Origin of the sequence: Streptacidiphilus sp. MAP12-16, from assembly GCF_041262165.1 — a bacterium.
Lineage (GTDB): Bacteria > Actinomycetota > Actinomycetes > Streptomycetales > Streptomycetaceae > Streptacidiphilus.
Map to the genome: position 1 here is coordinate 1 of NZ_JBGCBY010000046.1, position 24050 is coordinate 24050.

Consider the following 24050-nt stretch of genomic DNA (forward strand, 5'->3'; position numbering starts at 1 on the left):
GCGGATGGCGGTGACGGTGGCGGGGCTGTAGCGCTGGGCGAGTTGCCGGGTCCAGATGGCGACGTCGGCGGAGGTGATCGCGGTCAGTTCGGTGGTGCCCCAGCGCGGGATCAGGTGGTTGCGGGCCAGGCCCTGGTAGCCGAACAGGGTGTTGTCGCCGACGTCGATGGTGTGCCACCAGCCGGTCATCCATTCCGCCAGGGTCAGGCCCGCTGCCGGGGCGGGCTCGGGCGCCACGGCGGGGGTGGCGTGTGGGGCGAGGAACTGGGGTGCAATGGTGGCGGGGGTGCGGTGGTCATCGAGGGTGGCGGCGTGGTCGCGGGCGTCGTCCTCGGTGGTGAACCCGGGGATGGAGCCGGCGGTGTTGTCGGGTTTCCAGTAGCGCACCCGCCAGGTGCGTCCGTGCTTCTCAACCCAGGCCATGGCAGTACTCCTTGCGGATCGCGGCGGTGGCCAGCGGCGCCGACCGCCGCGGCCCTCGCCGCCGTTGGCGGTGTCGTGGTCCATGGACGCGTGGACCACGCGGAAGCGGAACCCCATTCCCCGAGGTGCTTGTGCGCCTGTCCCCCGCCGGGTCAGGGGCCCGGGCGCGGGCGGCGCGGCCCGGTGGTGGCGGGGCGGCGGTGGCTGTCGACCAGGGCGTCCAAGTCGGTGCGGGCGAACAGCAGTCGGCGCCCGAGCAGGACGCTGGACATCCTCCCGGCGGCGGCCTGCTTGCGCAGCCACGAGCCGGGGACCTGGAGCAGCAGTCCTGCCTGCTCGGGTGTGAGCAGCAGTTGTTCCGGGTGCGGCGCCGTGACCGTCCCCGTGTGTGATTCCGGAGGGTCCGGCTCGATGGCGCTGCCGGGGCCCGGCGCCTGGGGCACCGTGGGTAGGGGGCGCGGTGGTGGCACGGGCGGGGAGGTTGGGGCGGGCGGTGGCGGGTGTGCGGTTGTTGGGGTGCGGTGCGGTCGCCTGCGGCCCAAGGGTGGTGCGGTGCCCAGCAGTGCGGACAAGTCATGGCTGTTCTCGACGCTGAGGGGATCACTGGGCGTACGGGGTCCCATCGGGGGCTGCGCCTTTCCTGCGAAGGGCCGACCGGGTGTCATGCCCGGGCGGTGCCCGGTGGTAGTTCAGAGGCGCGGGGAGCCGGGGCGGTGGAGGAGGTAGTGCAGGGCGGCGGCGGCTTGGTGGACGCAGCCGCCTGCCAGGGCGAGGCGTACTGCCTGACGTCTCGTGAGGTCGGGGACCTGGGCGAGATAGCCGTCGGGCAGTCCGGTCAGGAACTCCCCGATCCGGGTCGTGACGAGTGGGGTTCCGGCTGGTCCGGGGGTGCTGGGGGCGGGGGCTGGGCGGCCCAGGATCTGCTCCCAGTGCCGGACCCGGGCCTTGAACGGCCCCCAGTCCACCGGCGGGTCTCCAGCACAGACGGCCGGGCTGGCGGCCTGGACGCTTTCGCGCAGCAGGGCGGTGATCACCGGCGCGACCAGGGCGGACTGCTCGCGCTCCATGCGGGTGGAACCCGGCGCGACCGGGCCTGCGGGCAGGCGCGTGCCTGCGGCGGGCAGACCGCCGTCAAGGCAGGTCGGATCAGGCGGGGATACCTGGTGCCGTCTGTTCGCGCCGGGGCCAGCCGGGGTACCGGCGCCGGCGCGAGCGGGTGCCCGGTCGCGGTGGCAGTGCTCCCCGAATAGGTAGAGCCGCTCGCAGCGCTGCGGCGCACCGACATCGCGGGCCCGCAGTGTGGTCCAGCGGCAGGCGTAGCCCAGCGCGTTGAGATCGGCGAGTACCTGGTCCACGCCGCCGCGCCGCAGCACGGCCGGCCCCTCGACGAAGACGTACCGCGGTGCCAGGACGGCCAGGGCGTCGATCGCGTCGCGCCAGGCGCGGGTGCGGGTCCCGTTGCCGGTCTTGGTGTTGTCGCCGCCGCCGAGTCGGCAGGCGAGCAGGTCCACGCGCGGGGCGGTGGTCCAGTCCGCCTGGGCGGGGTCTCCAAGCTGGAGGGTGTCGCGGAGGTGGTGGGCGGTGACTTTGGCGGCGTCGGGGTCCGGGTCCGCGCGCCAGATCACCTCGCCGCCCAGCACAGTGCGCACCGCCAGGTCCAGGACGCCTACCCCGGTGTGCAGGGCGCCGATGCGCAGGTGGTGGTCCGTCATCAATGCCTCCGGATACTCGTGTCGGGCAGGTCGGTGAACGGGCCGGCGAGGTCGCGCAGGAGCAGCTGCAGGGCCAGGACCGCTTGTTCGACCACCACGGATCCGCCGAGCAGGCGGAGCATGGCGGCCCTGCTGATCCCGTCGACCGAGGTCACATGTCCTTCGGGGAGCGACATCAGGAACTCGACGAACTCGGGCCTGAGCCTTCGGTGCTCGTCCGCCGGAGCTGGAGCGGCACGCCCCAGGACGCGCTCCCACCGTTGGATCGCGGGGGCGTACTCGCCCCAGTCCACCCCGGTGGCAGGAGTAGGAGGGGTAGGACGACCTGGGACAGCGGCGGGCGGAATCCCGGGGTGGCCCTGCGTCCCGGGGTACCGCTGTCCGAGGCGCGTGGGGTCGGCAGCAGCCTGACCGCCGAGGCGGCTGCCGAGGCCAGGCTCGGTCCGTTGCTGTAGTGCTGGTTCGGGGAGCCCTTGGTGCCGTCGGAGGCACGCGGGGTCGGCAGCAACCGCCCTGGGCAGGCAAGCTCGCCGACCTCCGCCGCCAGCGAGCGGCCACGACGGCCCGCCAATTGGGAGGGGCTGCGCCGGGTCTGTCGCTGCTCGCCGGCCGAGGCCCGGGGTGTGGGCAGCAGGGGTGGTGTCGGGTGTCGCCCCAAGGAACAGGCGGCGGCGCAGGTGAGGGGCTCCCACCTGGGCAGCTGCCACAACTCCCCACGCGCTGCGGTAGCCCAGGAGGGCAAGCGAGGCGAGGGCGTCGTGCAGGCCGAGGGTGATAAAGCCGGGTACCTCCTCCAGGACGAGGAGTGGCGGTCGAAGTACCCCCACGGCCGCGGCGATGTGGGGCCACAGGTGGCGCGGGTCATCAGTTCCCCTTCTCTTGCCGGCGAGGCTGAACGGTTGACAGGGCGGGCCGGTCAGGAGCGCGTCGACCTCGGGGACGTCCAGCCAGTCCACCGCAGTGATATCGCCCAGATTCCGGGTGTTCGTCCACCTGTGGGCAAGGACCCGGGCGGCGTCCTTGTCGCTGTCGGCGACCCAGACCAGTTCACTGCCGGGGAACACCCGCAGGGCCGCCAGCTCCAACGCCCCGACTCCCGTACACAGCGAGCCGATGCGCATCCGGCGAAGTGCCATCAGGCCCTCCGCGTCGCGGCGTCGGGCCACTTCTCACCGCGCGCCGGCGGCACAGCGGGCACAGGCGTCGGACCGGCAGCAGGTCCTCGTTCACGGGCGGGCGGGCTGGTCAGCTCGTTGCGGAAGATCAGCACGTCCTCGTGGACGATCAAGTGCATGGGCACTCCGGCGGCGCGGGCCTCGCGGATGTTCTTCAGCTGGTAGAACGAGGGCCGCGCGACCAGCCCCTCGTCGCGGACGGCGGCGAGCAGCGCCACGCAGCGCTCGACGGGCACGAGTCCGGCGGCGCGTCCCGCGCCGATGACGGCGGCCGGGAGGTCGACGAATTCCCCGTGCTCGCGCCAGGGCCGGGCGGTGACCGCGACGGTCGCGCCGTCCGCGAGCAGCGCGCGGCAGCCGGTCAGGATCGCGGTGAACGCGGTGAGCAGGTCGTCGGTCGGGGCGCTGGCGAGGTTGCCGGGTGAGTTGCCGTAGGTGTCGTGGAACTTGGTGATGCCGCGGCGGCCGGTCTCGCGGGTGGAGTGGAGCTGTCCGTGCAGGGAGTTCCCGTACGGGGGCGAGGTGAGCAGGAGTTGCGCGAGGCCGTGCTGCTCGGTACCGATGAGGTGGGCGGCGCGGCGGGCGTCGCCGAGGTAGGCGTGCCCGGCGCCCGGGGCGCCTTGCTGGTAGGCGTGCTGGAGGTTGGCGCGGGCCAGGAACGCCCACTTGGGCTCCAGTTCCACTCCCACCGCGTGGCGGCCGGCGTGGACGGCTTCGACCAGGCTGGTGCCGATCCCGCACATCGGGTCCAGGACGGTGTCGCCGGGGCGGGTGTAGGTGGTGATGGCGTGCCGGGCGATGGCAGGCAGCATCTTGCCGGGGTGGGCGATCGCGTCGGGCAGGTAGCGGTCGCGGCGTTGCGTGCGGGAGTCCTGCTGGGCGGTGACCCACACGCTGGTGGGCAGCGAGGCCAACGTGATCGGTGCCGGGTCAGCGGTGTCCGGTCGGGTCGTGGTCATCGGAGACTCCTTCAGGATTCGTGAACTGACGCGGGCTCACGGGCGGGTGAAGACCAGGAGGTCGTTGTGGACCAGGGCGTGGCGTCCGGCCCCGGGACCAGTGGGGTGGCCGCCGCAGTTCGGGCCGTGGTCGGAGCCGTCGGCCGCCGTGGGGATCAGGCGTCCCTGGCCGGCGGTGGCCTCGACGGCGACGATGTGCTGCAGGTAGACCAGTCCGGCCGCCTGGGCGTGGACGACCAGGTGCCCGGCCAGGTCCTGGCCTGCGGCCTGCCGCGCGGCGATCACGAGTACGCCGTCCGGGCGCAGCGCGCGAGCGCAGGAGTCGATCAGGGCGGCTAGTTCGATAGAGGTGGTGGGGGTGTGCGGGGCGAGGATCGCCAGTGCGGCGCGTGATGCGATGCGCTGGCTCTGCGAGGCCAGGGCGCCGGGGACGGGGGCGTTGCGGATGATCGCGAGGCTGGCGACCTCGGCTGCTTCGTCGGTGAACCTCTGGTGGGTGCGCCGTCCGTGGTCGCTGCCGCGGACCAGGCCGTAGACCTTGCGTCCGCACCTTGCCGGTGCGATCAACGCGCTGGCGTTGCCCGCGTCCGGGGTGAAGACCACCTCGCCGGGCTTGCTGAACGCCTCGGTGATCTGCTGGACCAGGCCGAGCGGCAGGCGCTGCGCGCAGGCCGCCGAGGCGGGCTCCCGGCACACCTGGCAGCAGCCGGTCAGCGGGTCGGTCAGCCAGACGGACAGCGGCACGCCGAGGTCCTGGGGCCGGGCCTGGGACTGGTTGCGGCTGGAGGTGCGGATGGTGTGGGTGCGGTTCATGGGCGTCGGCCCGGTGGCCGCCGCGAGGGACGCTGACGAGGTCCTCTTGCACCCTTACAAACCGGGGTGAAGGCCCGCCCTAACGCCCAATCGGCCAAAGTGCGCGATAAGTCATATCAGTGACCATGCGTCACGCCAGCCCATTTCAGGGGCAGCGGGGACTGGGCAAGGGGTCACGCTGAAGAATTTCGAGAATCTTCTCCCCGCCTCGCGGCGGACGGCCGCCTCCACGCGCACCACCGCATTGCTGCTGGTCAGCGCCGGATTGGGGCAGCGATGGGTCAGTCGTCCACAGGGCTTGGGCCCTGCGGCGCCCCATGACTGCCCCAGGCGTGCCCCACCGCGGCACCTTCGCCGAACCAAGATCGCCCCACCCGTCCTGGCGGACTCGACCCCGGCGGCACCAAGCCGTCGCCCCGCCGGTCGAGAGGAACCACGCCTTGAGCGCCAACACCACCACTACCGCTCTGGAGCCGCTGCACGTCCTGGAGGAGCAGATGCACCTCCTGGTCGAGCGCGACCACCCGCTCACCCTGTTCGTCGGCGACCTCGATGAGGGCCTGCCGCCCCACCCGCTGGACCTGATCTCGCTGCGGGCGCTGCTGCTGCACCCCTCGGTCGGCCACCAGGCCCGCGGCCAGATCTGGGTCCGCCTGCTGAAGCTGACCGGCCAGGACGGCACGGCCGGCGAGGAGTGGCGCATCGCCTGCTGTTCGATGGCGCTGTCCGGGCTGTGGCGCACCGCAGCACGCCTGCGCCGCCAGGCCCCCGCGCTGGAGCAGGACGATGTCCAGCAGATCGTCCTGGCCGGATTCTGGGAGGCCCTGACCGACCTGCGCACCCGCGTCGACGAGATCACCGAGCCGGGCCGGATCCCCGCGAGCCTGTGCTGGAACGCCGACCGGGCCGCCCGCCGCCACCAGGAGCTCCAGCAGCGCCACGCCACCCGCCGCGCCGAGCTCGCGGACCGGCCCGAGACCCCACAGGAGCCGGCGGCAGACCTGCGCCCGTGGTGGATGGACCTGGACGTGCACCTGCTGCTGCGCAGGGCGGTCGAACAGCGGGTGATCGACGCCGAACTGGCCGAACTGATCGTCAGCACCCGGCTGAAGGGCGTCCCGATCGGCCGGCTCGCCCGCGAAGCCGGGACGAGCCCGGAAACCCTGGGCATGCGTCGCCGCCGGGGCGAGAAGAAGATCGCCGAGGCGGTGCGGGCGGGCCGCCTGGACCCGCTGCCGTTCGTATGACTTACCCGCGACTTGCTCGCGAATCGCGTTAGGACGCTCGAACACCCCGGTTTGGTAAGGGTGTGAGGGACGCTTCCCGATCATCACTGCCGGAGTCGGCGCAGCCCTGGGACCGCCGCAGACGCTGACACCGCTGAAATGCCGCACCCGATCCCGTGAGGGGAGGTGACGGCCCGATGGACCCCCTCGGCAGCGCCGACCCGGCAGGTATCACCCCCGCCTCTCTCCCGCCCAGAGCCCTCTCCCCGGCACCGCCAGGCAATGACCCCGGGCCCTGCCAGTAAAGGAGTCGACCTGCCATGCCCGCAGCCCCCGCCCCGCGCCCGCGCCGACCGCCCCGCCCGCTCCTGATCGCCGTCATCATCCTCGGCTGCTGGCCGCTCTCCCGTACCAGTGCGCACGCGGCAGCGGCCCACGCGCCATTGCTGGCGGTCGCGTCGATCGACCAGACGATCACGAACATCACCAACTGGATCGTCGGCCTGCTCGCCGGGATCGCGACGATGTTCCTGACCATCGGCGGACTGCGCTACCTGATGGCCAGTGGTGAGCCGGGCGAGGTGGAGAAGGCCAAGGGCGCGCTGAAGAGCGCCTGCACCGGCTACATGCTCGCGCTCCTCGCACCGGTCATCGTCGGGGTCCTGAAGAAGCTGGTCGGCGCATGACCCCCCGTCACCGGGTTGCTGCAGCAGGCCTGCTGCTGCTCGCCGTGCTCGGCTGCGGCGCGGGCACCGGAACCGCGCTGGCCGATCCCTCGCCTCAGCCCGCACCGGCAGCCGGGCTCGCGCCGAGCGCGGGCACCGGCCCAACCCCTGCACCGGCACCGGCACCGGCACCGGCACCGGCACCGGGCACAGGAGCACCCGCAGCGCCCTCGCCGTCGCCAGGGCCGGCACCGGACCCGCACTACAAGCCACCTGCCCCGGGGCCCAGGCCCGCTACGCCGCCGAATGGCGGCCTGATGCCGCCGGCGAACCCGCCGGACCCGAATGCCACCGGGATCTTCGACATCCCCGGGCAGGTCAAAGCAGCGATGACCTCCCTGCTCGCCTCGCTGCTGCAGCCGCTGGTCGTGCCGCTGATGAACATGCTGGCGCACTTCCTGCTGACCACCCCGGAGGTGACCGCGCAGCCGCGGGTGGCGCACCTGTGGGACTCCCTGCGGATCCTGGCCTGCTCGCTGTACGGGCTGTTCGTCCTGGCCGCGGGGATCCTGGCGATGTCGCACGGCACGGTGCAGCAGCGCTGGGCGGCGCGCGACCTGGTCCCGCGTCTGGCACTGGGGATGTTCGCGGCGAACCTGTCGCTGTTCGTGTGCCGGCAGGCCATCACGCTGACCAACGCCGTCTCCGTGGCGATCTTCGGCGACGGGATCACCGCCCAGGACCTGGCCGGGACCATGGTCGGGCTGATGACCAACAGCAACCCCGACACCGCCCCGCTGTACCTGCTGGTCTTCCTCGGAGCGGTCCTGGGCACCGGGGTAGTGCTCCTGGTCACCCTGCTGGTGCGCACCGCCGTGGTGATCGTGCTGGTGGTCGCCGCCCCGCTGATGCTGGCCTGCCACGGCTTCCCGGCCACCGAGGGCGCCGCGCGAATGTGGTGGCGCGCGTTCACCGGCGTGCTGACGACCCAGATCATCCAGTCGATCGTGTTCCTGGTCTGCGTCAAAGTCGTCCTGGACCCCTCGAACTACAACATGTTCGGCGTCCCGACCTTCACCAGCATGATCAACCTGATGCTGCTGTGCTGCACCTTCTACCTCCTCATCAAGATCCCCGGCTGGATCAGGACACTCGTCACCCAGCCCGTGCACCGCACCATGGGCAACGCGGGCGGCGGCGGGATGCACCTGCTGAAGAAGGTGGCGCTAGGCGCGATCGGCCTTCCGTTCGGCCCCTATGCTCTCGGCGCGCAGCTCGCCGGTCGCGCTGGCATGCGCGCAGGCATGGGCAGGTTCGCGATGGGCGCCGGACGCCGCCCACCCGGACGCCCCGGCGCCCCCGGCGGCCGACCCGGTCCGGGCAACCGTCCCCCCGGAGGCCCCCGCCCCGGACAACCGGGCCAACCCGGCAGCGGTCCCGGGACCCCGCACTACCAGTGGGGCACCCCCACCGGACGCGGCCAGGGCCCAGGCGCCGCCCCTGGCAACGGCCCCGCGCCCGGGAGCCCGGGGCCTGGAACGCCGCCGCCCGGCCCTGGCCCCCGGCCTGCCGGCCCTGGTCCGGCCGCTCCGCAGTACACCTGGGGTCCGCCGCGTCGCCGGGGCGCGGGCAACCGCGTCCCTTCGGGGCCGCCGGTCCGGCCCCAACTGCCCGGCAGCCGTGGCGGCAACGAGACGGCGCCGCCCCCATCGGGCCCGCAGGGGCCCGCCCCACGCCCGGGCGGCACGCCGCCGCGGCCCGCGCCGACCGGCGGGCGACCGGTACCCACCGTGCCGCCGCCATTGCGGCCGGCCCGCGCCGAGCTGCCGCCGCCACTGCCCCGACCCGCACCTCTTCGCCCGCCGCTGGACGACGACCCGCCGCGCGGGCGTCGTGGAAGGAGACCCTGAAGTTGAGCCGTAGAGAATCCGAGAACGACTGGCACGAGCTGGTCAAGATCCCGGCTGTGGACCACGAGGACCGCGTCGTGGCCAACCTGACCATCCGCCAGGTCGTGCAACTCGCCGCCGTCACCGCCGCGCTGTGGCTCGCCTGGCAAGCCACCCACCTCTATATCCGCCCCCTCGTCTTCGCCGTCGCCGCGGCACCCGTCCTCGCTACGGCGCTAGCAGTGGTGCTGACCCGCCGCGACGGCCTGTCCCTGGACCGCTGGCTCCTCGCGGCCTGGCGGCACCGCCGCGCCCCCGACCGGCTCATCCCCACCGGCATCGGCGACCACGAGGACAGCCCGGCGTTGGCGCTCCTCGCTGACCAGGGCCTCGCCGCGCTGCCGCTGCCCGCCCGCGCCATCGGTGCGGACGGCACCGTTGACCTCGGCGAGGCGGGCTGCGCTGTCATCAGCACCGCCGGAACCGTCAACTTCGCCCTGCGGACCGCCGGTGAGCAGCGGATGCTGAACGGCGGCTTCGGGAGGTGGTTGAACGCGCTCACCGCGCCCGTGCAGGTCCTGGTCCGCACGCACCGATTGGATCTCGCCCCGATGGTGGCGGTGCTGCGCGAGGAAGCGCCGGGGCTGCCGCATCCGCTGCTGGAGGACGCCGCCCACGCGCACGCCGACTTCCTGGCCGAGCTCGGCCAGGGCCGCGACCTCTTGGCGCGGCAGGTCCTGCTGGTGCACCGCGAGCCCGGCTCGGACCGGGCCGGCGCCCAGCGCGCGCAGCGCCGCGCGGCCGAGACCGCCTCGCTGCTGGCCCTGTGCGAGGTCGACACCGCGCTGCTGGATCCGAGCGCCGCGTTTGCGGTGCTCGTGGCCGCTTGCGATCCCACCGGTCCGCCGCACCCGGACCCGGCCCGCCCCGAGGTTCCCGTCACCCACCGGCTCGGAGGCCGTCCATGAGCACCCTCACGCACCTCGCCGCCCGCCTCACCCGTGCGGTCAACCCGGAGCTGCCCGGCTCGTCCACGCTGGGACTTGGGCCCGACAGTGTGCAGGTCGAGTCCCGGTGCGTCGCGGTCGGCGATCTGCTCGCCGCCACCCTGATCGTCACCGGCTACCCGGCCGAAGTCGGCCCCAGCTGGCTGGACCCGCTGCTGTCCTACCCCGGACGCCTCGACGTCTCCCTGCACATCGAGCCCGTGCCCGCGGTCGTGGCCTCGGACCGGCTGCGCAAGCAACGCGCCCGACTCGAATCGACCTGCCGCAGCGCCCACCAGCACGGCAAGCTGGAGGACCCGGAGACCGAAGCAGCCGCCGCCGACGCCGCCGAACTCGCCTGGAGAGTCGCGCGAGGCGAGGGGAAGCTGTTCCGCACCGGCCTGTACCTGACCGTCTACGCCCCTTCGCGAAGTGAACTGGCTGATGAAGTCTCGGCGGTGCGCGCGCTGGCGGAGTCGATGCTGCTGCGGGTCCAACCCGCGACCTGGCGCGCGCTGCAGGGCTGGACCAGCTGCCTGCCGTTCGGCGTCGACCAACTCGCCCACCAGCGCACCGTGGATACCGCCGCCCTGGCTGCCGCGTTCCCCTTCGCCAGCCCCGACCTGCCCTCCAGCGGGGACACGGCGGGCGCGGTAGAGGGGGTGCTCTACGGGGTGAACGCCGCCGCCTCGGGACTGCTGTTCTGGGACCGCTGGCGCCAAGACAACCACAACTCGGTCACCCTGGCGCGCTCCGGGGCCGGCAAGTCCTACCTGACGAAGCTCGACGTGCTGCGCTCCCTCTACCAGGGCGTGGAGATCCACGTGATCGACCCCGAGGACGAGTACACCCGCCTGGCCGAAGCCGTTGGCGGCACCCTGATCCGCCTCGGCGCCCCCGGGGTCCGGCTCAACCCGCTGGACCTGGACCCCGAGGGTGGCGCCGACGAACTGACCCGCCGCGCCCTGTTCACCCACACCTTCCTGGCCGTGCTCCTCCAGACCCCGTTCACGCCGGGCGAGAAGGCGCTGCTGGACAAGGCGATCCTCGCCGCCTACCGGCACGCGGGCATCACCTGCGACCCGCGCAGCCACACCCGCCCCGTCCCCCTGCTCGCCGACCTGCAGTCCGCCCTCGTCGCACTGGAGGCGCCCGAGGCAGTGCTGCTGGCGGACCGGCTCGCGCCGTTCACCACCGGCACCCACCGCCAGCTCTTCGACGCCCCCACCACGACCGTCCCAGGTGGGCACCTGACGGTGTACTCGCTGCGGGACCTGCCCGACGAACTGGCCGCCGGCGGAACCCTCATCGCCCTGGACCGGATCTGGCGCACCGTCACCAACCGGCAGCAGCCGCGCCGCCGCCTGGTCGTGATCGACGAAGCCTGGTTGCTGATGCGCGAGGTCGAGGGCGCGAAATTCCTGCACCGCATGGCCAAGGCCGCCCGCAAGCACCAGGCCGGACTCGCGGTGGTCACCCAGGACACCCCAGACCTGCTCAGCACGGACCTCGGCAAGGCCGTCGTGGCGAACGCCGCCACCCAGATCCTCATGCGCCAGGCCCCGCAGGCCATCGACGCCGTCGCCGACGCCTTCCACCTCTCCGCCGGCGAGGCGGCCTACCTGCAGACCGCGCAGCGCGGAGAGGCCCTCCTTTCCGCAGGTCCCGGGCGCAGGGCGGCGTTCGTGAGCGTCGCCTCCGCAGTCGAACACGATCTTTGCGTGACGGGGATCCAGGCTCCCGCGCCCGACAACCCGGATACGGATGCCGACGCGGGCAGTGGCGAGTGGGGTGTCTTGTGAGCGGGGACGGCGGCATCGTCGGCCGCTTCCTGCTGAACCCCCACGCGCCACTGACCCGCCTGCCCGCCGTGATCGGCCACTTCGCGGTCGCTGACGGCTGGTGGCTCGCACCGACCGTGGCCTTCACGGCGGCCGGTGCGCTAGCGGGTCGTCTCGCACTGCACCGCTCCCGCCAGCGCCGCCTGACCGCTGACGGGACCTGCACCACCATCCTGGTCCCGCCCACCGTCGACCCGGCCGCCGCCCAGGCCCTGTGGGCTCACCTGATCGGGCTGCTCCGCCCCTGGTACCGGCGCCTGTTGGAAGGCCAGCCGCACCTCGCATTCGAGTACCGCTTCACCGATGCCGGACTGAGCGTCCGCCTGTGGGCACCAGCGGCCGTCCCGCAGATCCTGCTGCGCCGCGCTGTCGAGGCCGCCTGGCCCGGCGCCCACGCGCGCACCGAACACCGCCCCGTCACCCTTCGCAAAGACCGCGCCCACTCCACCGGCGGGACCCTGCGGCTCGCACGCCCTGAAGCGCTGCCGCTGAAGAGCGACCACGACACCGACCCGCTGCGCGCCCTGCTCGGCGCGGGACTCGCGCTGCTGCCCGGCGAGGAGATCACCGTGCAGGTCCTGGCCCGCCCCGCCACCGGCAGGCGGCTGCGCCGCGCCAAGCACTACCTGCGACGGCTGCGGACCGGCACCGGGAGCCCCACTCGCGCGAGAGCGGTGTTCGACCTGCTCACCCACCAGCCCTCACGTACCCTTCCCGCCCAGCGCGACCCCGAACAGGGAGCCGAACTGCGCGCCGCCCTGGCCAAAGCGGCGGGGCCACAGTGGGAGACGGCCCTGCGCTACCACGTCACCATCCCCATCCAGCCAACCGCCACCGACCCCGCACCCCGTACCGTCGAGGCGGCGCGGGCCCGGGCCCGGGGCCGTGCCCACGCGGTCGCCTCGGCGTTCGCGGTGTACTCCGGCCGCAACTTCTACATCCGCCACCGCCTGCGCGCACCCGCCCGCGTCCTGACCGAACGCCACTTCCCCCGGCGCGGCGACCTGCTGTGCGTGGCCGAACTCGCCGCCATCGCCCACCTCCCCTTGGACCCGGCCGCCCCCGGCGTGCAGCGCGCCGGTGCCCGCTCCGTCCAGCCGACCACCGCCATCGCCGCGCCCGGGCCCACGGCGAAACCACTTGGCGCCGCCGACACCGGGCCCGAGCGCCGCATCGGCCTGTCGGTGGCCGACGGACGCCACCACCTGCACATCGTGGGCGCCACCGGCTCCGGCAAATCCACCCTGATGGCCGGCATGGTCCTCGCCGACGCCGAGGCCGGGCGCGGGGCCCTGGTCATCGACCCCAAGGGCGACCTGATCCTGGACCTCCTCGCGCGCCTGCCCGAATCAGCGCTGGGGCGCACCGTGCTCATCGACCCCGACGACCACGGCCTGCCGCCGCGCCTGAACGTCCTGGAAGGCCACGACGCGGACGTGGTCGTCGACAACCTGGTGGGCATCTTCCGCCGCATCTTCACCGCCTTCTGGGGACCGCGGACCGACGACGTCATGCGCGCCGCCTGCCTCACGTTGATGACCAGCGCCACCACCGCGGGCACCGTCACCCTCGCCGACATCCCCCCGCTACTCACCAACGCCCCCTACCGCCGCCGCGTCACCAAAGGCATCCAGGATCCGGTACTGCGCGGCTTCTGGCACTGGTACGAACAACTCTCCGAACCCTCCCGGGCGGCGGCCACCGGGCCGCTGATGAACAAACTCCGCGCGTTCCTGCTGCGCCCCTTCGTCCAGAACACGATCGCCAAGGGCTCATCGAGTTTCGACCTCGCCGACGTGCTGGACGGCGGCATCGCCCTGGTCCGCCTGCCCAAAGGCGTGCTCGGGGAGGAGACCGCGCGGCTGCTGGGCTCGTTCGTCGTCGCCAAGACCTGGCAGGCCGCCGCCCGCCGCGCCGGCTCGGGCGAGCACACCCGCCGCGACTGCGCCCTCTACCTCGACGAGTGCCACAACTTCCTCACCCTCCCCTATCCCCTGGAGGACATGCTCGCCGAGGCCCGCGGCTACCGCCTGTCCCTGGTGCTCGCGCACCAGCACCTCGCGCAACTGCCCCACGACCTGCGCGAAGCTATCTCCGCCAACGCCCGCTCAAAGATCGTCTTCAACGCCTCCCCCGAGGACGCCCGCGACCTGGAACGCCACATGAGCCCCCACCTGACCGCGCACGACCTCTCCCACCTCGGCGCCTACCAGGCCGCCGCCCGCCTGGTCGCCGCCAGCGCCGACGCCCCCGCCTTCACCCTGCGCACCTCGGCCCTGCCTGCCCGAATTCCCGGACGAGCCACCGCGATCCGCACCTCCAGTCGCGCAGCCTTCGGCCCCACCTCTAACCCCGCCCCGAGCCCCGACTTCGATGCCGACCGGAAGTGAGCACCGCCATGCCGCGCCCACGCCGCACCCACCCGCCCAAGGAACCGGCCCACGCCACCGGCTCCGCCCGCGGCAACCGAAGCCCCTCGCTGACCGCGCTGCTGCCCCGACTCACCGAGCGCGACCTGTGGCTGCTGCACATGCTGCTGGAGCACACCGTCCTGACCACCCCGCAGATCACCGCCCTCGCCTACACCGGCCAACGCTCCACCAACCGCCGCCTCACCGCGCTGCGCGAACTCGGACTCATCGACGCCTTCCACCCCCACCGCGCCACCGGCTCCCACCCCGCCCACCACGTCCTGGGACCACGCGGCGCAGCCCTGCTCGCCGCCCGCTACGCCACCACCCCCACCGCCCTCGGCTGGAGCCCGGAGCTGGCGACCCGCACCTCGTACTCGCCGTTCCTGGCGCACAACCGCGGCGTCGGCGACTTCTTCACCCGCCTCGCCGCCCACACCCGCACCCACCCCGGGGACGGTGCATTGACTCTCTGGTGGTCGGAGAAGCGCTGCGAGCACCAGTGGGGCGACCTGGCCCGCCCCGACGCCTACGGCCACTGGCAAGGCCCCGACGGACAGAGCGTCGCGTTCTTCCTGGAGTACGACACCGGCAGCTACGCGGCCACCCGTGTCGCCGCCAAACTCGACGACTACGCCGAGGCCGCCCACGCGACCCGGGCCCGGCCACTGGTGCTGTTCACCGTCCACAGCCAGCGCCGCGAGCAGTCCCTGCGCGAACGCCTGGCCGCCCACCCCGCGCTGGGCCAGGTCGCCGTCGCCACCACCGCCCGCGACCTGGTCTCCACACCCGGGGGTGACCACGACCCCGCCCGACCCGCATGGCTGCCGATCGCCGCCCCCTGCGGCCGGGTCCGGCTGCACGAACTCCCCACCGCCTGGCCGACCTCGCACCGTCCGGACCCCGCGCCACCACCCGATCAGGACACCAGGGCGCGGGGACTCCCCGGCGCGGACCGTGACCCCCTCTACGTCCCCGCTCCGCCGCCGCTGCCACCCGCATAGACCACGGACGGAGTCGCCATGGAGTCCGCCGCCAAGATCGGCGCCGGGGTCGGGGCCGGCTGCCTCGGCAGCCTGATGTGCTTCACTGCCGTCGTCGCAGGGGTGCTGAGCATCCTCACCGGCGGACTCCTCGGCTCCTTCGCCACCCCCAGCGCCCAGGCAGTCACCGACATCCCGGCCGCGATGCTCACCCTGTACCAGCAAGCAGCCGCCACCTGCCCGGGACTGCCCTGGAGCGTGCTGGCCGCGATCGGCAAAGTCGAGTCCGACCACGGCCGCGCCAAGCAGCAGGTCTCCACAGCGGGAGCCGTCGGGCCAATGCAATTCCTGCCCGCGACGTTCCAGGACTACGCGCTACCGGTGCCGCCCGGCGGAACCACGCCGCCAACCCCCTGGGACGCCCCCGACGCCGTCTACGCCGCCGCCCGCCTTCTGTGCGCCAACGGCGCACGCCGCGGCGACCTGCACGCGGCCGTGTTCGCCTACAACCACGACCAGAGCTACACCTCCCGCGTGCTGTCCCTAGCCAGCACCTACGCCGCTGCGCCAGCCGACACGCTCCCGCCGACCCAGGCCGCCGCCACCGCGATCGCCTACGCCCGCAGCCAGCTCGGTGTGCCCTACCTGTGGGGCGGCCAGACCCCCGGCGTGGCCTGGGACTGCTCCGGCCTAGTCCAATCCGCCTACAACGCGGCCGGCGTCCACCTCCCGCGCACCGCGCAGCAGCAGTACGACGCCGGGCCGGCGCTCCCTGCTGGAGCGGCGATCCTGCCCGGCGACCTCGTCTTCTACGGCGCCGGACCCAAAAGCGTGGTCCACGTCGCGATCGCGGTCTCACCCACGCAGATGATCAACGCGCCCAAACCCGGCGACGGCGTCAAGTACGACCCGATCGTCACCGGCCAGCCGATCGTCGCCATCACCCGCCCCACCAGCACCACTGGTTGAAGCCTCAGGCCCGCACACCACAAACCCACGCCCGCCGCGTGGCGCAAGGAACGCACCCTCACGCGGCCGGAGGTACGCCGGTCGCTGTGCCACCGGCGTACCCAGCGTCACCCTCCCCCTGGCCCTCATTCGAAGGAGTTCCGCCATGCGCGGCATCCGCCTCGCCGCCCTGCTGACCGCCACCCTGCTCACCTGCGGTTGCACCGCGACCGCGGCCCGCAAGAGCGCGCCGCCGGACGCAGCGCGAGGTGTGCTGACGCTTGCGCAGGCCACCGCCGCCTTCCGGCTGTGGGACCAGCGCGCCGACAGTACTTCTACCGATCCGGCGTACTGGCGAGGCCTGCTGGAGGCCGCCCCCTTCGACCAGCGCCTGGACGAGATCACCCGCGCCCGCCACTACGGCTGGCCCACCCCGCCCCCCTTCCCCACCGTCGACCCCGCGCTGACCATCGACCTCATCCCCCACACCGCGAGCGGGGACTGGTTCCTGACGGTCAACCAGGTCGCCGAGTGGGTCATCGGGGGCAAGCCCGGCGACGTCGAGAAGAACACGCGCATCCGCCTGTTCCACCGCGCCCGGCCCACCGGCTCCTGGCTCATGGCTTTCGAGAGCGACGCCACCGGCCCCAGTGCCCTCAACTCCCTGGTCTTGGACCGCAACCGCACGACGACTCTGGCCACCGTCCACGCCGGCGACCCCGCTGGGGCACTGGCCGCCGACCCGCGCGCGGTCTGCGGCCAGCTCGTCACCTACATCGGCGCCACCTCCCCGGCGGACCTCACGGGCTGGGACAGCGCCATCACTCAGTGGCGCACCAGCACGCTCGACTCCCTCAGCCAGGCCGATCCGGTAACCTACAGCGGATCCCTGACCGACAGCGAGGCCGTCCACCCCGGACTCGACCACGCACCGGTGCTGCGCACCACCGGCGGCGGGGCGCTGCTCTTCTGCCAGAGCGCCGACACCCGGCAGCACGTCCATGACCCCGGTACCTGGGAGGAGTTCAGCGAAAGCGGCTGGATCGGCACCACCGGGATCCGCTGGGCCTCCTACACCTCCACCACCTTGACCAGTACCGTCCTGGCGGTCCCGCCCGCCGGGCACGGTCCGATCGCTGAAGCGGCCATCCGCACCACTCCCTGGCAGTTCACCGGGCAGCGCGCCGACCAGAAGTGACCGCTTGCCGCTCACCTGGCGGCCGGTATGCCCGTGCATCCAGGGCCAGAGCCACATCCCCTGCACGATGCTGCCCCGCACGGATCCGCCAGAAGGACGCCCGGCGGTGCGGTGCGGCTTCAACCTCCGGCAATGTCCCCATTACCTTCTTGGTGGCCCCGCAACGGGGCGCCCGGCCTCCGGGTCCGGCATGACTGTCTCCCCCTGTTGAACGCATGGCCTGGGGGGTGGTGTCACCGGCCCGGAGGCATCGACAGACCGCTGATTAGGGGCATGACCACCGGCTCGTCCGCAGGTCGGGAGGCTCTTCGTAATGTGGATGTGGCGATCGGTGCCGTAGGACGGCCGGGTGAGGACGACCGGAGGACGAGCGTGATCGACACCAGTGACATTGGCGCGTTCCTCGGCCTGGACGTCGGCAAGGGCGAACACCACGCCACCGCCGTCACCCCGGCCGGGAAGAAGGCGTTCGACAGGCGGCTGCCCAACAGCGAGCCCAAGCTCCGCGAGGTCTTCGGCAAACTGCAGGCCAAGCACGGCACCGTGCTCGTGGTGGTCGACCAGCCCGCCTCCATCGGCGCCCTGCCACTGGCGGTGGCACGGGACATGGGCTGCCCAGTCGCTTACCTGCCCGGACTGACGATGCGACGGATCGCCGACCTCTACCCGGGCGAGGCCAAGACCGACGCCCGCGACGCGTTCGTCATCGCGGACGCGGCCCGCGTCATGCCGCACACACTCCGCTCGGTCGAGCTCGAAGACGAGACCATCGCCGAACTGGAGATGATCGTCGGCTTCGACGACGACCTGGCCGGCGAGGCCACCCGCGTCAGCAACCGCCTGCGCGGCCTGCTCACCCAGATCCACCCGCACCTGGAGCGCGTGCTGGGCCCGCGCATCCAGCACCCGGCCGTCCTGCAGTTGCTCGCACGGTTCGGATCCCCGGCACAGATCCGCAAGGCCGGCAGACGACGGCTCGTCACGCTGATACGCCCCAAAGCCCCGCGGATGGCCGAGCGGCTGGTCGAGGACATCTTCACCGCCCTGGACGAGCAGACCGTCGTCGTCCCCGGCACGGACGCGGCCGCGCTCATCGTCCCAAGCCTTGCCGGTTCGCTGACCGCAGTCCTGGATCAGCGCAAGGTCCTCGCCACACGCATCGAGGAACTCCTGGAGAACCACCCTCTTTCGAAGGTCCTGACGTCCATGCCGGGGATCGGCGTCAGGACCGGCGCCAGGATCCTCATCGACGTCGGCGACTGCAGCTGCTTCCCCTCCGCCGCCCACCTCGCCGCCTACGCCGGGCTTGCCCCCGCGACCCGCAGTTCCGGGTCATCGATCCGTGGCGAACAACCCTCCCGGCGCGGCAACAAGCAGCTCAAACGGGCCTTCTTCCTCTCCGCGTTCGCCGCCCTAGCCGACCCCGCCTCGCGGACCTACTACGACAAAAAGATCGCCCAGGGCAAACACCACACCCAGGCCCTGCTCTGCCTCGCCCGCCGCCGAGCCGACGTCCTGTTCGCCATGCTCCGCGACGGCACCTTCTACGAACCGTCACCGCTGAACACGGCTGCAGTCGAGAGGGCTTAGGCCATGCTCAGCAGATGGTCGGTGGGCCAGTAGTCGATCTTCCAGTCGACATAGGAACCTACAGCTCCGTCCTCCTGGCACCGCAAGCCAACGGTCACCCAACGGACCGATCCGTCGGCGGCCAGCGAGAACGCAACAGCTGCCTCGAACACCTCGCCCCCACACGGGCAGCCAGCCGCGCCAGGGTCCGCGTCCTCCCAGAACTCCTCGCTGTCCGCGACGAACGCACGACTGCCACAGCCAGAGCACTCCCGCTCAGCTCCGCCCTCGACGTCATCAACGAGCATGAAGAACAGGCGGCCGCCGCACACGCCGCACACGGAAGGAGCGATCTTCACCGGGCGGTCGTCGACAGCGTCTCGGAGAAACCCCGCGAGCTCTGCAGAGACGCCGTCGCCAACCTGATCATCAACATGCACAGGCACATCGTTCCAGACGGCCCGAACCAGCACCCATCGAGCTTGACCAAACACATAGGGGCACCCCCCATGACCGCTTGTGACCAGATGCGATCAGCGCGACCACCGACTTGACGCGGCGGGCTTTTGGAGTGTCCATGGTCAACGGCGGCCCGCAGCAAGCGGTGCGCACCGCGCAGGCCGCCACCCCCGGCCGGGGCATCCCCATCCACTCCTTCGGAGACCTGGAGAGCCCCCATGTCCCAGACCACCAACACGCCCAACGCCCTCGACATCCCGCAGCTCACCGGCGTGACCGGACCCGCCGCCGCGATCTGGACCGAACTCCACGACCGGCCGCACGGAGCCACCGTCGCCGCCGTGGCCCTGTCGGTCGGCGTGTCCCGCTCCACCGCCAGCAAAGCCCTGACCGCCCTGGAGGACCAGGGCCTGACCTGGCGAACCAACGGCGGCAACGACCGCACCCGCCGCCTGCCCGACCAGTGGCACCTGACCACCCCCAACCACACGGAGCCCACCGACACCGCCGCCAGTGGCGCGAGCGACCGCACGGCCGACCCGGACGAGAAGCCGCTCACACCCCCCAACGACAGCAGCGACACCACCCACGACACGGACACGGAGGACACCGAGGACCAGACGGCTGCCCCGGGCGAAGTGACCCCCCACGTGCAGGACACCCAGGCTGACACTGACCAGCCCCACCCCGGCACCGCGCCGGATGCCACAGACGGCGAGGCAGGCGCACACGAGACCACCGCCGGCGAGGAGGTGACCGCCGGGCAGGAAGTCACCGTTCCTGCGCCGCAGGCCCACCAACAGCCCACCGCCGCCACAGCCGACGGCGCGAAGCGGCCGGAGGCCGACGACACCCCGCTGCCGCCCGCGTCCGGCGATGCGGTGCCTGCCGGGGCGGCGTGCCCGACCTGCGGGCACCGGCAGCGCCCTGCGGCCCCCCAAGCCGCCACCAGCGGCGGACCGCGCCTCGGCCAGGGACAGCTGCACCAGCTCGCGCTGGAGCACCTGCGCGCCCACCCCGAAAAGGAGTGGACCGCCACCGGCATCGGCAAGGTCATCGGCCGCTCCTCGGGGGCCATCGCCAACGCGCTGGCAACCATGGTCACGCGCGGCGAGGCCGAACTCACCTGCGCGGCCCCCCGCCGCTACCAGGCCCTGTCCCAGCCCGTACCGACCCCCGGCGGGTAAACGACCACCGCTGCCAGTCACGCCCCCTGCACCGTGTGCAGGGGGCGCGCTCTCTTGCCCTGGCCGTGAGTTGGCACGATGGGCGGCACGACGAACGCTGCGATTCCCGAGCCGGGTCCGGGTGAGGAGTTGCTCCCGTTCCTGGAGCGGGTCGGGGAGGTCTTCACCGTGTTCGACGCGCAGGACTCCGGCTGCTGGAGTGCCGGGGTACGCCTCGGAGAGCGGCCCTGGTTCATCAAAACGGCACTCACGAAGGCTGCGGAGGAGTCGTTGGCGCGGGCGCGGGCACTGCACGCCGCCGTGCGGCATCCGGTCATCGTGCCGTTGGAGCAGGTTCTGTTGGTTGGCGGGCGGGCGGTGCACGTGATGCCGTGGCGCGACGGGCAGGTGCTGTACCACCCCACGACCACCACGCGACCCGACCGCACCCACCCCGATCACCCACTGGCCCGCTTCCGCGCCCTGCCACTGCCGCAGGCCCAGCGGGCCGTGGACGAGATCCTCGACGCCCACCTGGCCGTCGAGGCAGCCGGATTCGTGGCCGTCGACCTGTACGACGGAGCGCTGCTCTACGACTTCACCGGGCAACGGATGAGTCTGTGTGATCTGGACGAGTACCGGCCCGGCCCGTTCACCGTCCCCGGCGAGCGGCTGCCGGGATCGGCGCGGTTCATGGCCCCCGAGGAGCACCGGCACGGTGCCCTGATCACCACCCGCACCTCCGTCCACGCCCTCGGCCGCACGGCCCGCCTGCTCCTGGACGCCGGCGACCACGAGAAGCGGTGGCGTGGCACGCCGGCCCAGCTGGCAGTCCTGCGTCGCGCCACCGACCCCGACCCAGCGCGGCGACACCCCAGCGTCCGTACCTGGTCGCCGACTGGCATGCCGCCACGCCGCCTGTTCCAACGCCGGGGTGAAGCTGCCCCGGCCGGAGAAGGTGCGGCCCTGCACGTGCCCCCGAGAGGGGTGCGCGCACCCGGCGGACGAGCGGCCGGGCCGCACGGACGTGTAGAAACACTGCGGCCCCAGCGTGGCGCTGGGGCCGCAGTCGTGCTGGTCAGGTGACGTCGATGACGGTCCAGCCCTGGTAACCGGCGTCCTGGCTCGGGCCGTTGCACGGGTAGCCGCGCACGCCGTACTGCGAGTCGTCCAGGCACTGCCAGGTCTCGCCGTCCTGCCAACGGCCGTTCTGGAGTACTTCCTCAGCTCCGCCGGAAGCACTGGTGCGGTGCACCCGAGCCCACATCTGCCAGCCGCCGTTGAAGCTGCTCGGGTAGCAGCCGAAGGTCCGCAGGCCGTACTGGGGCGACCAGTCCAGGCAGCGTCCGGTCGCCAGGTTTTCGAGCTGCGCGTAGCCGCTGCTGAGGTTGATCACCTTCCACTTCTGGTAGTTCAGGTTGTTGCAGCCGAAGGTGCGCGTCCCGCCGCCGTTGGAGTCGTCCAGGCAGGAGTCAGGGGCGCTCTGGTACCAGGTCACGAAGGTGTAGACGTGGCCGTACTGCCAATAGCCGTAGTCGGTGGCGGCGTGCGCGGTGCCGCCCCCTGCGACGCCGAGGCCGACAACGAGGCCTATCGCGGCGGCCGCGGAGCCGAGCCGTCGCAGGAGCTGCATCATCAGACGGGTCCCCCTGCGTGCCGGCGCAAGGGACAGCGTCGTCACCGACGAGGAGCCGGACCGCGCAGCGCCGCCGGGCGCGGGCACGGCGGAGGCGAGCTGGCTACGGATGGTCATATCTGTGTCCTTTCGGAAGTGCGGCGCCGTCGAACCCGTGTGGCCCGCCGGTCACCTGAACGCGGGGCATCGAGGCAGTCAAGCTCCGCACCCGCTCAGATCTGGGCCAGGATCCAGATCGCTACTCCCCCTCAGGCGCACCGGGACCAACCCCGCGAGCGCGGGAATGGCCAAGCCTGCCCGGCCGGCCGTGGCCGGCCGGATGGGGCCAGGGCTGCTCACCCGTCAGCAGACGTTGCAGATAGCCGCACTCATGCCCCCGTACCAGTACGTGGGGCTGGTGAAGAACGACTGGGCGTTCACGAACCCGTCACCTACGGTCACCGTGGGAGAGGCGACGGAGCCGGAGGGGCCCCACACGACCTTGCAGGCGAGGCTGCCGGGAACGACATTCTGGTTGGTGTCCAGGACCTCCACGCAGAGGTTGATCGAGGTGTTGTTGCCTCCGTAGGTGCTGACGGTGGCCCAGACGTGGTGTCCGTCGTACTGGGGCGTGTTGATGCAGGTGTGGACGTAAAGGCCGTCCGCAGCCAGGTCGGGCGTGCGGCAGGCGGTGACCACGTTGGCGGCCGAGGCGCTGTCGGCCGTGACAAGACTTGTGGCCGCGGCCATCGCGAGTGCCGCCGCTGAGGCGGCAAGGCGGAGCTTCTTCACGGCGTCTCCTTCGAGATCGGATTGGGGGCAGGGTGTGGTGCGGAGGGCCGCGTGGCGCGCGTTCGCATACGCCTACCTCCCCCCTGCAAGGGGTTGTTGAGGAACTGGCCTACGGCCGGTGGTTCTGACGCGGATTCTGCTGATCTATCTCGGGATCCGCGCCAGAACCGGAGCGTGCGGGTCGACGACCAGAAGGTGGCCGGGTGGGTCAGCCGCCGGTCCAGTCGGGAGCGCCGAGGGTGTAGAGCACCAGGGCCAGTGCAATCAACGTGAACGCGGCGGTGGTGATTCGCTGCCAGGTGAGCGTCTGAGTCATGTCACCTCCTTGGGTGCGTGAACGAGATCCGCGTCGGAAGCCAGAGAGAGTGCGGGTCGAGGGCCGACGAGGCCGGGTGACCGGGTCAGCCGCCGCTCCAGTCGGGGGCGCCGAGGGTGTAGAGCAGCAGGGCCAGCGCGATCAGCGTGAAGGCGGTGGTGGTGATGCGGTGCCGGGTGAGCGTGTGGGTCATGCCATCTCCTTGGGGTGCGTGAGCGTGCGGGTTGGTTGGGGGTCTGGCCCATGGCGGCGGCAAGCAGTGCGACGGTGCCGATCACGATGAACACGTCGCCGATGCTGATAGCCGCGTGGAGCGGCGGGACTGGGATTACGTCACCCAGGAAGACCAGGTGGCTGGCGTGCCCCGCGGCGACGTTCTTGGCGGAGGATGACCCGGCGGGGATCCCTGCAGCGGCAGCCGCGGCAAGCGAGTACGGCATCCGGCCGTTTACTGCGATCGCGGCACCGTTGAGCAGCCCGCCGGCAATGGCGGCCCAGGAAGCGGCCTGCATCACCGGTGATCGACCCGACAGGTTGGTGACAACCCACCACAGGGCCAACGCGAAGGTCAGGCCCAAGAGGGGCGACCGCAGCACCCGGCTGGCCGGATCGGGCAGCGACGACGTCGACAGCTGCACGACCTGAACGGCTCCCGCCAACCACAGCAGCCACAGCCGCCGCAGCCGCGTCGCCAGCAATCCGGCAACAGTGCCCCCGGCTGCATACCCGGCGCCGACGCCCAGGAGTACCGGCGTCGCATAGAGCACCGCGCCCGGAGCATTCATCGCTGTGTCCTTCCCCCTTGGGTATCGTCAGCGGCCAGCAGTGGACGGACCCCGTTGACGGTCCGTCACCGACAAAGCGCCTCGAACAGTTATCGTTGGACGCAGCCAGGGCATGGCAG

20 protein-coding genes and 2 pseudogenes are annotated in these 24050 nt (G+C 72.2%); 12 read left to right on the top strand and 10 right to left on the bottom strand.

Translation table 11 applies throughout. The features are described 5' to 3' along the window. The 6 genes and pseudogenes from ABIA33_RS36230 to ABIA33_RS36255 form a co-directional block, all read right to left on the bottom strand. Window positions 1–423: pseudogene (locus ABIA33_RS36230) on the bottom strand (hypothetical protein); the annotation flags it as partial. A gap of 152 nt (window positions 424–575) precedes the next feature. Next, the gene (locus ABIA33_RS36235; protein ID WP_370088122.1) at window positions 576–866 is read right to left on the bottom strand and encodes a helix-turn-helix domain-containing protein; all 291 of its coding nucleotides are present in this window, start codon (window positions 864–866) and stop codon (window positions 576–578) included. A 246-nt stretch (window positions 867–1112) separates the two neighbouring features. Further along, complete coding sequence (locus ABIA33_RS36240; protein WP_370088124.1) at window positions 1113–2135, bottom strand: DNA cytosine methyltransferase; 1023 nt, start codon at window positions 2133–2135, stop codon at window positions 1113–1115. Continuing rightward, window positions 2135–3271 (bottom strand): DNA cytosine methyltransferase, encoded by a 1137-nt coding sequence (locus ABIA33_RS36245; protein ID WP_370088126.1) that lies wholly within the window; start codon window positions 3269–3271, stop codon window positions 2135–2137. Before ABIA33_RS36245 ends, ABIA33_RS36240 begins: the two co-directional genes overlap by 1 nt. Then, a complete protein-coding gene (locus ABIA33_RS36250) occupies window positions 3271–4269 on the bottom strand; it encodes a TRM11 family methyltransferase (protein ID WP_370088128.1) in 999 nt (332 codons plus the stop codon). Before ABIA33_RS36250 ends, ABIA33_RS36245 begins: the two co-directional genes overlap by 1 nt. Window positions 4270–4305: 36 nt before the next feature. Continuing rightward, complete coding sequence (locus ABIA33_RS36255) at window positions 4306–5082, bottom strand: hypothetical protein (RefSeq protein WP_370088130.1); 777 nt, start codon at window positions 5080–5082, stop codon at window positions 4306–4308. A 440-nt stretch (window positions 5083–5522) separates the two neighbouring features. On the opposite strand from ABIA33_RS36255, the gene ABIA33_RS36260 reads away from it, so the two are divergent. The 10 genes from ABIA33_RS36260 to ABIA33_RS36305 all read left to right on the top strand — a co-directional run bounded on the left by ABIA33_RS36260 (window position 5523) and on the right by ABIA33_RS36305 (window position 18819). Next, the gene (locus ABIA33_RS36260) at window positions 5523–6329 is read left to right on the top strand and encodes a hypothetical protein (protein WP_370088132.1); all 807 of its coding nucleotides are present in this window, start codon (window positions 5523–5525) and stop codon (window positions 6327–6329) included. A 299-nt stretch (window positions 6330–6628) separates the two neighbouring features. Beyond that, window positions 6629–6994, top strand: coding sequence for a pilin (locus ABIA33_RS36265; RefSeq protein ID WP_370088134.1), 366 nt, complete (start codon window positions 6629–6631; stop codon window positions 6992–6994). After that, entirely contained in the window at window positions 6991–8883 is a 1893-nt protein-coding gene (locus tag ABIA33_RS36270; RefSeq protein WP_370088136.1) for a hypothetical protein, read from the top strand. The genes ABIA33_RS36265 and ABIA33_RS36270 overlap by 4 nt, the downstream gene beginning before the upstream one ends. 2 nt (window positions 8884–8885) lie before the next feature. After that, complete coding sequence (locus tag ABIA33_RS36275; RefSeq protein ID WP_370088138.1) at window positions 8886–9830, top strand: PrgI family protein; 945 nt, start codon at window positions 8886–8888, stop codon at window positions 9828–9830. Then, complete coding sequence (locus tag ABIA33_RS36280; protein WP_370088140.1) at window positions 9827–11650, top strand: VirB4 family type IV secretion system protein; 1824 nt, start codon at window positions 9827–9829, stop codon at window positions 11648–11650. Before ABIA33_RS36275 ends, ABIA33_RS36280 begins: the two co-directional genes overlap by 4 nt. Further along, window positions 11647–14079 carry a type IV secretory system conjugative DNA transfer family protein gene (locus ABIA33_RS36285; protein WP_370088142.1) on the top strand — a complete coding sequence of 811 codons (2433 nt, stop codon included), beginning with the start codon at window positions 11647–11649 and terminating at the stop codon, window positions 14077–14079. Before ABIA33_RS36280 ends, ABIA33_RS36285 begins: the two co-directional genes overlap by 4 nt. Window positions 14080–14087: 8 nt before the next feature. Further along, window positions 14088–15104: a replication-relaxation family protein gene (locus ABIA33_RS36290; protein WP_370088144.1), complete on the top strand. Its 1017-nt coding sequence runs from the start codon at window positions 14088–14090 to the stop codon at window positions 15102–15104. Between the two features lie 18 nt (window positions 15105–15122). Continuing rightward, complete coding sequence (locus ABIA33_RS36295; RefSeq protein WP_370088146.1) at window positions 15123–16052, top strand: NlpC/P60 family protein; 930 nt, start codon at window positions 15123–15125, stop codon at window positions 16050–16052. 145 nt (window positions 16053–16197) lie between these two features. Beyond that, window positions 16198–17229, top strand: a complete 1032-nt coding sequence (locus ABIA33_RS36300) for a hypothetical protein (RefSeq protein WP_370088148.1) — start codon at window positions 16198–16200, stop codon at window positions 17227–17229. Between the two features lie 372 nt (window positions 17230–17601). Beyond that, window positions 17602–18819: an IS110 family transposase gene (locus ABIA33_RS36305; protein ID WP_370088150.1), complete on the top strand. Its 1218-nt coding sequence runs from the start codon at window positions 17602–17604 to the stop codon at window positions 18817–18819. Here ABIA33_RS36305 and ABIA33_RS36310 read toward each other — a convergent pair. Continuing rightward, on the bottom strand, window positions 18816–19271 hold the full coding sequence (locus ABIA33_RS36310) for a hypothetical protein (protein ID WP_370088152.1): 456 nt from the start codon (window positions 19269–19271) through the stop codon (window positions 18816–18818). The two genes, ABIA33_RS36305 and ABIA33_RS36310, sit on opposite strands and share 4 nt — an antisense overlap. A gap of 204 nt (window positions 19272–19475) precedes the next feature. Here ABIA33_RS36310 and ABIA33_RS36315 point away from each other — a divergent pair, with 204 nt between their 5' ends. Together ABIA33_RS36315 and ABIA33_RS36320 are read left to right on the top strand one after the other, a co-directional pair. Next, window positions 19476–20444, top strand: a complete 969-nt coding sequence (locus ABIA33_RS36315; RefSeq protein ID WP_370088154.1) for a hypothetical protein — start codon at window positions 19476–19478, stop codon at window positions 20442–20444. 78 nt (window positions 20445–20522) lie between these two features. Further along, a complete protein-coding gene (locus tag ABIA33_RS36320; RefSeq protein WP_370088156.1) occupies window positions 20523–21509 on the top strand; it encodes a serine/threonine protein kinase in 987 nt (328 codons plus the stop codon). On the opposite strand, the gene ABIA33_RS36325 is transcribed toward ABIA33_RS36320, so the two are convergent. From ABIA33_RS36325 to ABIA33_RS36335, 3 genes and pseudogenes are all read right to left on the bottom strand, one after another. Then, window positions 21502–22176 (bottom strand): hypothetical protein, encoded by a 675-nt coding sequence (locus ABIA33_RS36325; RefSeq protein ID WP_370088158.1) that lies wholly within the window; start codon window positions 22174–22176, stop codon window positions 21502–21504. The genes ABIA33_RS36320 and ABIA33_RS36325 overlap by 8 nt on opposite strands. 225 nt (window positions 22177–22401) lie before the next feature. Continuing rightward, window positions 22402–22830: a hypothetical protein gene (locus tag ABIA33_RS36330; RefSeq protein ID WP_370088160.1), complete on the bottom strand. Its 429-nt coding sequence runs from the start codon at window positions 22828–22830 to the stop codon at window positions 22402–22404. Window positions 22831–23463: 633 nt separating this feature from the next. After that, a pseudogene (locus tag ABIA33_RS36335) lies at window positions 23464–23931 on the bottom strand (DUF5317 family protein); the annotation flags it as partial. Between the last annotated feature and the right edge of the window lie 119 nt (window positions 23932–24050).

Bases quoted from the DNA above. Each gene is read 5' to 3' on its own strand.
- ABIA33_RS36250 (WP_370088128.1), bottom strand. From the start codon at position 4,269: ATGACCACGACCCGACCGGACACCGCTGACCCGGCACCGATCACGTTG.
- ABIA33_RS36280 (WP_370088140.1), top strand. From the start codon at position 9,827: ATGAGCACCCTCACGCACCTCGCCGCCCGCCTCACCCGTGCGGTCAAC.
- ABIA33_RS36300 (WP_370088148.1), top strand. From the start codon at position 16,198: ATGCGCGGCATCCGCCTCGCCGCCCTGCTGACCGCCACCCTGCTCACC.
- ABIA33_RS36265 (WP_370088134.1), top strand. From the start codon at position 6,629: ATGCCCGCAGCCCCCGCCCCGCGCCCGCGCCGACCGCCCCGCCCGCTC.
- ABIA33_RS36320 (WP_370088156.1), top strand. From the start codon at position 20,523: ATGGGCGGCACGACGAACGCTGCGATTCCCGAGCCGGGTCCGGGTGAG.
- ABIA33_RS36255 (WP_370088130.1), bottom strand. From the start codon at position 5,082: ATGAACCGCACCCACACCATCCGCACCTCCAGCCGCAACCAGTCCCAG.
- ABIA33_RS36315 (WP_370088154.1), top strand. From the start codon at position 19,476: ATGTCCCAGACCACCAACACGCCCAACGCCCTCGACATCCCGCAGCTC.
- ABIA33_RS36270 (WP_370088136.1), top strand. From the start codon at position 6,991: ATGACCCCCCGTCACCGGGTTGCTGCAGCAGGCCTGCTGCTGCTCGCC.
- ABIA33_RS36245 (WP_370088126.1), bottom strand. From the start codon at position 3,271: ATGGCACTTCGCCGGATGCGCATCGGCTCGCTGTGTACGGGAGTCGGG.
- ABIA33_RS36240 (WP_370088124.1), bottom strand. From the start codon at position 2,135: ATGACGGACCACCACCTGCGCATCGGCGCCCTGCACACCGGGGTAGGC.
- ABIA33_RS36290 (WP_370088144.1), top strand. From the start codon at position 14,088: ATGCCGCGCCCACGCCGCACCCACCCGCCCAAGGAACCGGCCCACGCC.
- ABIA33_RS36325 (WP_370088158.1), bottom strand. From the start codon at position 22,176: ATGACCATCCGTAGCCAGCTCGCCTCCGCCGTGCCCGCGCCCGGCGGC.
- ABIA33_RS36295 (WP_370088146.1), top strand. From the start codon at position 15,123: ATGGAGTCCGCCGCCAAGATCGGCGCCGGGGTCGGGGCCGGCTGCCTC.